Here is a 7644-nt window from a genome sequence, read left to right as displayed (position 1 = left end):
GAAGATCATCATATCTTCTATTCCCTGATAGCTCAGTTGGTAGAGCGACGGACTGTTAATCCGCAGGTCCCTGGTTCGAGTCCAGGTCGGGGAGCCAAAATTAGAGAAAGCAGAGTTACCTGCTAAAGCTGGTAACTCTTTTTTTTCCGCCAGATTTGACTGGCAATGTAGTGAATAGCGTAGTTTGCAACACAGAATTGAAGTGAGTAGTGAACTTGACAAAAATCACTGCCAAAAAAGATAGTTTTAAAAGTTTAGTGAAGATCATCATATCTTCTATTCCCTGATAGCTCAGTTGGTAGAGCGACGGACTGTTAATCCGCAGGTCCCTGGTTCGAGTCCAGGTCGGGGAGCCAAATTTAGAAAAGAGTTACTTGCCAAGGCCAGTAACTCTTTTTTTTCCGCCCTGCTCCTATACGACACGGCAAACAGGTCAGACAGAATTTCAGGAGCTAGTCTTTTTATGTACGCGGCGTAAATATCAAGCTAGAGATTCAATCGACGACATTCCGGTTGACGTACTATCCCGGTCAAATAAATTCGTACACGTATTTCCCCCTCCTTGCGCAGCAAATCCCCTCCGGCAATTCGTCAAACAAGCTCAGCTCGATTTTTTCAACTGCAGCTCAATTCTCAAAGCTACTGAATTGCTACGGAATTTCATTCTGTGTCATATACAGAAAACTATAGAGCGCATTGACGAAGCAATAGCTATGCTTATCTCCACGTCGCTTTTGAAAATCAAAACTGAACCCGAAGGGGCAGGCAAAATTATTGCCCCACGATTTCAAAATATACAGTTCAGAGCCTGAATGAAAAAAAGCCAGCTACAAACTCTCGTAGCTGGCTTTTTAAATTTGGAAGAATCAGGCTTATTTGGCTGGTGCAGCAACTGTTGATTTAGTTCTGAACCATCCCCTGATTTTTCCCAGCAAGTGCTCAAAATCATCAATGTAAGTGAAAACGGCAGGCACCACCAGCAAGCTTAGAAGCGTTGAAGTAATCAAGCCGCCAATCACCGCAATCGCCATTGGCGAACGGAAACTGGGGTCAGCACCCCAACCCAGCGCCAATGGCATCATACCTGCACCCATGGCAATGGTGGTCATGATGATGGGACGGCTGCGTTTGTGGCATGCGTCAACCAGGGCATCAAAACGACTCATGCCTGCTTCTCTTGCCAGGACGGCATAATCTACCAGTAAGATGGAGTTCTTGGTCACGATACCCATCAGCATGATCAGGCCTATCATGGATGGCATCGACAAGGCACGACCAGTCACCAGCAAGGCCACGAAGGCACCACCAATGCTCAAAGGCAGTGCCGCCAGGATAGTCACCGGTTGCAAGAAGTCCTTGAACAACAGTACCAGCACACCATAGATGCACAATACACCGATCAGCATGGCGATACCAAAGCTGGCGAACAGGGCTTGCATCTCTTGCGCATCACCAAGCTCAGCAATGCTGACTGACGGTGGCAGGTTTTTCATACTGGGCAAGGCGCGCGCTTCTTCATTGACTTCCCCGAGTTGGCGGCTACCCAACTCCACATCCAGGGTCACATTGCGCTTGCGATTGAGTCTGTCTATCTGTGCAGGGCCGGATTCCATGGTGACACTGGCAACACTACCCAGCATGACAGGGCCGTTCTTGCCAGGCACGGTAAGGCGTTCTATCTCAGCCAGATCAGCCCTGAAACTGTCTGGCAATTTAACGCGTATAGGCACCTGGCGTTGCGACAGATTCAGCTTGGGCAAAGCCTGGTCATAATCACCAGCGGTTGCCACGCGTACTGTTTCACCTATGGCCGCCGCAGTCACTCCAAGATCCGCTGCCCTCGCCATATCTGGCCGCACGATGATCTCAGGACGTACCAGCGAAGCACTGGAACTGACATTACCCACACCTTTCAGCGTACGCAATTCACGCTCGACTTTTTGTGCTGCTTCGACCAGGGCCAAAGGGTCTTCACTTTGCAAGACCAGTTGCATTTTGACGCCGGTGTCTGGCGGACCCACGTTGAACTTGGCACCAGAAATATCGGCAATCTCAGTACGGATTTTGGCATCGATATCGGCAATCGAATCCTTGCGTTTGTTTCTGTGCACGGCTGTCACAGTCAACACTGCACGCCTGGCTTCTGCCGCAGCCCCAGGGGCAAAGGCATCACCACTGGAACCGCCACCGATAGAACTGAAGACATTGATAATCTCTTTGTTCTTCATGATGGCAACCCTGGCCTGCTCAGCAACGCTGCGGGTTTCTGCGAGTGTACTGCCAGGTGGCAGCTCTATATTGATTTGTGTCTGGGCACGATCAGCTGAAGGTACAAAACCCGTTGGCAGCAAACCGACTAAAGCAATCGAACCGACAAAAAACAAGGTTGCGGCTATCATGGTGACCAGGCGATGACGCAAACACCATTGCATGGTTTTCATATAATGCGTCATAATCCAGCCATCTTTTTGACCATGCACACCTTCAAGCTCACCTGATTTTCCGCGTTTCGGTGCCTTCATGATATAAGCTGCCATCATCGGCGTCAGCAAACGCGCCACCACCAGCGAAGCCAGAATCGCAATCACTGCCGTCCAGCCAAACTGTTTGAAGAACAATCCCGGCACGCCTCCCATGAAAGCAGTCGGCAAGAACACGGCTACCAGGGCAAAGGTGGTGGCGATAACAGCCATACCAATTTCATCCGCCGCTTCCATAGCTGCCTGCATCGGGGTTTTACCCATGTGTAAATGACGGGCGATATTTTCAATTTCCACAATCGCATCATCGACCAGCACACCTACCACTAAAGCAAGTGACAGCAAGGTCACAGTATTCAGCGTATAACCAAAATACTTGAGACCGAGGAAAGTAGGTATCACAGACAAAGGCAAGGCCGCAGCCGCCACCAAAGTCGCACGCCAGTCGCGCAAGAACCACCAGACCACCAGGATGGCAAGCAAGGCACCTTCATACAGCAAGTCCATAGAGCCATCGAAATTTTCTTCTACTGGCTGGGCATTATCTATGGCCTGGTGAAACTTCATGTTCGGATGGGCAGCCTGCAATTCATCGACTGCTGCATGCGAACCTTTGGCCACATCAACTTCACTGGCACCCTTGGTACGGAATACTTCAAAGCCAACTACCTGCTTGCCATCCAGCGTAGCGACAGAACGCGGCTCGCTGACGGTATCAAGCACGCGCGCCACCTGATCAAGGCGTATATGTCGCCCATCTGGCAATGGGATATCCAGCACGGCCAGTTCAGCCGCGGTCTTGACAGTAGCAATGGTACGTACCGATTGCTCGGCACCACTGACATCGCCACGGCCACCCGGAGCTTCTTGCTGCACCAGCTTCAAACGACGCGACACATCTACAGCAGCAACATTCAATGCGGCCATCTTGCTGGTATCAAGCTCTACCCGCACTTCACGGCTGACGCCGCCCATGCGCCTGACTGCGCCGACACCAGGGACAGCACGCAAGCGCTTTGCTACGGTGTTATCGACAAACCAGCTAAGCTCTTGTGCATCTGGCTTACTGCTTTCGCCAGCGACTACCTTGCTGTCCTTGCCGTCTTCAGCAGCTTCCACTGTGTACGTCATGATGACGCGACCAGCAGTGGATGCCTTGGTCACAGTAGGGTCACGCATTTCGCTGGGCAGATCTGCGCGCACGGTTGCCACGGCATCGCGCACTTCATTGACTGCATCTGAAATTACTTTTTCCAGGACGAATTCCACAGTAACTTCAACATTACCATCCAGCACTTTGGTGTAGACATTTTTTACACCTTGCAGGGAAGCCACTGCATCTTCTATCTTGCGGGCGACTTCCGTTTCCAGCTGCGCTGGTGCGGCACCAGACAAAGGTGCACTGACGGTGACGATAGGCAGCTCGATATCAGGAAAATCCTGCACGATGGTGGAACGGAACGACAATATCCCTGCCAGCGTCAGCAAGATAAATAGCATGATCGCTGGTATGGGATTTTTAATTGAGAGTGAAGAAAAATTCACATGAGCCCCTTAGTTTTTGACGGCGGCATTGGCTGACTTGACTGCAGCCACCACTTTTACCGTATCGCCATCATTAAGGAAGCCTGCGCCGCTGGAGACTATAGTGCTATCCGCATTCAAACCAGAGACAACCTCAACCAAATCGCCTTGCGCATTACTCACGCGACGTCCGGTCTGCAATTTGATTTGCGTAACCCGGCTATCCGCATTTAAACGGAAGGCATAACTGAAACCATCTCTGACCACCACGGCTTGCTGAGGTATGATCAGGGCTTGAGAACTGCCCATGACGAATTCGCCTTTGGCATACATGCCTGGCTTGAATGCCAGTGAGGCTGTGGCTTGTTGTGGCTTGGCTGCCGTTGTAGCACTTGTATCTGGCACCAGGTCAACATAGACCAGGCCCATTCTGGTTTGCGCATCTACCGTAGGTGACACTACCCTGACCTTACCCTTCCATTGCGCACCACCTGGTGCAGTCACAACGACCTCTGTGCCCGGCATTATTTTTGCCATTTCACTGGCTGTCACTTCGGCCCGCCATTCCAGACGGCCTTGACGTATCATGCGGAAAAGTTCTGCTCCGTTACCGACGACTGAACCCAGGGTAGCCACGCGTGCAGTAATGATGCCACTGTCAGGCGCAACGACCCGCGTGTGACGCATACGCAATTGCTGGGCATCAACGCCTGCCTTGGCAGACTCCACCCTAGCCTTGGCAGTTTGTTCTGCTGTCAGGTATTGACCGACTTGCTGAGCACTCAGCGCACCGCTGGTTTGCAAGGCACGGGTACGTTCGGCATTCGCCGCAGCTTCTGCAAGATTGGCTTGCGCTTCTGCCAGGCTGGCCTGCGCCAATGCAAGATCGGCCCTCACAGCTTCGCTGGCAAAACTGACCAGCAACTGCCCACGCTGTACCACATCACCGATATTGGCATGCAACTCCTGTATGCGCAGGCCAGATGCCTCAGAACCTATCAAAGCCTCTTGCCAGGCAGCGACGCTACCATTGGCTGTCAGTTTGATGACCAGGTTGCCGCTAGTGGCCTTGGTGGTGGTGACGGTTAAAGCTGGTTTGACTTTGGCAGCCGTGGCAGTTGCACTGGCGGCCTTGGCAGGTTCATCGGCAGCATTGGAAGTGGCGGACAACCATAAGCCACCAGCACCAAGGGCAATCATGCCAGCCAGGCTCAGAGATAGTGGTTTGCGTGAAATAAGTTTCTTCATGTCGAATACGCTTTCTATTATTTTTAAATTCAGGAATTTGTTTTAGCTTGGCTGGCTGCTTGCGCGCTCAAGTCCCAACCACCGCCCAGCGCCCTGTACAAGGCGATCCAGGCACGATTTCTTTCAAGTTGCAGTGTGATCAGGGCAGACTGGGAAGCAAAGGCTGTGCGTCTTGCATCTTCCAGGTCCAGCAAACTGGCCATGCCCTTGTTGTAGCGTACCGCTGTCGCCTGCAGGGCTTGTTCATAACCCCTTGCTGAAATTTCAGAATCAAGGCGACGTGCATCGGTACTATTCAAGTTCACCAACGCCTCTTCAACCTCGCGTACTGCCTGCCTGACCTTGCCGTGATAATTGCTGCTGGCCGTCTGGTAACGTGCTTTGGCTGCGTCAATATTGGCACTAGTCTGGCCGCCATTGAATATGGGCAGGGTCAATGCCAGTGGCCCGACTGACCAGGTATCCATGCGGGTATCACTACCGCCATTCTTATAGCGCATGGTTCCTATAGAACCGCTGAGACTCAGGCGCGGGTAGCGTTGCGCCTCGGCGGCGCCTACTTGTGAGCTGGCAGCGGCCACATCTTTTTCGGCAGCATATACGTCAGGACGTTGTGTCAGCAAGTGCGCAGGTAAACTGCTCACAGCCAGTGGCAACAAGTTTCTAAAACCTGCCTTGGCGCCATCCAAAAGCTGCCTCAATTCAGGCTCGGGCCTGGCAGTCAGTGCCACCAGGGCTTTGATATCCAGATCACATAATGCGGCTTGCTGTATGGCCCGGCTATTACCTTCAGCCGCACTGGCACGCGCCAGTGCTGAGGTGGCACTGGCTGACATGCCTGCCTTGACACTCAATTCTGTTACCCTGGCAGTTTCAGCACGTGACTTGGCATCTTGCCAGCTCAGGTCTGCCACTTGCTGACAACTCAACACCGAGAAATACAACTGCGCCACTTCTGCCGCCACCGATATCCTGGCATCATGCCAGAGCGCCTGACTGCCTTCCAGCTCAGCCTGGGCTGCTTGATTATTGGCACGGTTAGCACCAAACAAATCCAGTTCCCAGGAAGTTTGCAAACCTGCCTGCGCGGTAGTAGCGACTGGCATGCCCGGCTGGTTCTTTGCACGCGTTGCATTCGCCACCGCATCCACCGAAGGCAGCAAAGCAGCACCACTTGCAACTCTGGCTGCCCTGGCTGTTTCCATGCGCGACCATGCTTGCGACAGCGAAGGGCTGACTTTTTGTGCGGCCTCAATCAACTCCAGCAAACTGGCGTCGCCGTGCGCTTGCCACCAATTGCGCAATTCCGTGTTTTTTTCTTCGGAGGGCAAGATAGCCTGCCAGTGTGCTGGCAAGCTGGCTGAACTCGACGCAGTAGGATTTGTCGTAGCGCATGCAGCAAGCAACACTGCAATGGCCGGGATAAGGATGAAATGTCGTATAGTCATGTCGTTGTCGAAGATATGGTTAATCAGAATTCATTGTGAGCCGGCGGCGTTTTTCATCTTCACACATGGCGATGGCATAATCCACCAGCCGCGAAGCATAGGCATCAATTGCCTTGGATTTGGCAATCAAAGCGGGCCGGATCGCCTGTATCACATCACCACTGATCAGCAAAGAAATGGCCAGGCCAGAGATGGAAATCGCCAGTCTGTGTACATCATCGTCTGCCTTGCTGATACCCAGATACCTGCACAAGAATTTGACCATGGCCAGATGAGAAGGCTTGATGGCCGTATCGATTTCTTCCAGCCATAAACCAGTAGGTTCGAGCATTTCACGAAAATGCAATTTCATGCAAGTTTGCACGAGCTCCCCCTGCTTCAAAGAGTCAGTAAACGTACAGATCAAGGCGGCCAGTGTAGAACGCAAATCGGCTCCATCCTGTTCGAATATGGCTGGATCAACATTTGGATTGGTGCGCGGATCATTGAACACGGCACGATATAAGCCAGCTTTATCAGCAAAATAATAACTGATCGCAGAAATATTCACATTGGCGGCCTTGGCAATCTCCCTGGTCGATGTTTTTGCATAACCTCTTTCGGCAAATAATTGCAGGGCGGCATCCAGCAGGCGCATACGCGCCTCCAGGCCATCAACACGCAATATTTTTCCGTCGGCCGTGGCGACTTGGCTCTCTGGCTGGATTTGTCGCTTGGCAACTTTTTTTTTGCTGGATGTTTTCATTCCGGGAATACTAGCACATAAATCAAACGTTTGATTTAACTAGCACCGCAAAAACAAAAGACGTTATCAAATAGAAATACCATTGCAAAATGGGATAGCCCTGCTCACAACAAGGATGTTGCCAACTGTCACGGCATAGTCATATTCACGGTTTAGGCTTCGCACTAAACGCTTTCACAAACTCATTTGATATCTCAAA

At 51.8% G+C, this 7644-nt stretch carries 4 protein-coding genes and 2 tRNA genes; 2 read left to right on the top strand and 4 right to left on the bottom strand.

All coding sequences use genetic code 11. The features are described 5' to 3' along the window. Window positions 1–21 precede the first annotated feature (21 nt). Both Q8K39_RS19560 and Q8K39_RS19555 read left to right on the top strand, forming a co-directional pair. Window positions 22–97 (top strand) — tRNA-Asn (locus Q8K39_RS19560). Between the two features lie 183 nt (window positions 98–280). Beyond that, window positions 281–356 (top strand) — tRNA-Asn (locus Q8K39_RS19555). A gap of 516 nt (window positions 357–872) precedes the next feature. Here the strand turns inward: Q8K39_RS19555 and Q8K39_RS19550 are convergent. The 4 genes from Q8K39_RS19550 to Q8K39_RS19535 are packed head-to-tail and all read right to left on the bottom strand — an operon-like array spanning window position 873 to window position 7445. Next, a complete protein-coding gene (locus Q8K39_RS19550) occupies window positions 873–4025 on the bottom strand; it encodes an efflux RND transporter permease subunit (RefSeq protein ID WP_305262800.1) in 3153 nt (1050 codons plus the stop codon). A 9-nt stretch (window positions 4026–4034) separates the two neighbouring features. Continuing rightward, complete coding sequence (locus Q8K39_RS19545; protein ID WP_305262798.1) at window positions 4035–5252, bottom strand: efflux RND transporter periplasmic adaptor subunit; 1218 nt, start codon at window positions 5250–5252, stop codon at window positions 4035–4037. A 29-nt stretch (window positions 5253–5281) separates the two neighbouring features. Further along, a complete protein-coding gene (locus Q8K39_RS19540; RefSeq protein WP_305262796.1) occupies window positions 5282–6700 on the bottom strand; it encodes an efflux transporter outer membrane subunit in 1419 nt (472 codons plus the stop codon). A 19-nt stretch (window positions 6701–6719) separates the two neighbouring features. Then, window positions 6720–7445: a TetR/AcrR family transcriptional regulator gene (locus Q8K39_RS19535; RefSeq protein WP_305262795.1), complete on the bottom strand. Its 726-nt coding sequence runs from the start codon at window positions 7443–7445 to the stop codon at window positions 6720–6722. Window positions 7446–7644: the final 199 nt, after the last annotated feature.

The sequence above is a fragment of the Undibacterium sp. genome, from assembly GCF_030683615.1.
GTDB classification, from domain to species: Bacteria; Pseudomonadota; Gammaproteobacteria; order Burkholderiales; family Burkholderiaceae_D; genus Undibacterium; species Undibacterium umbellatum.
The sequence above is the reverse complement of the archived record's forward strand: the minus strand, read 5'-3'. Positions and strand labels throughout refer to the sequence as shown.

Excerpts from the sequence above, each read along its gene's own strand:
- Q8K39_RS19535 (WP_305262795.1), bottom strand. The coding sequence starts at position 7,445 with ATGAAAACATCCAGCAAAAAAAAAGTTGCCAAGCGACAAATCCAGCCA.
- Q8K39_RS19540 (WP_305262796.1), bottom strand. The coding sequence starts at position 6,700 with ATGACTATACGACATTTCATCCTTATCCCGGCCATTGCAGTGTTGCTT.
- Q8K39_RS19545 (WP_305262798.1), bottom strand. The coding sequence starts at position 5,252 with ATGAAGAAACTTATTTCACGCAAACCACTATCTCTGAGCCTGGCTGGC.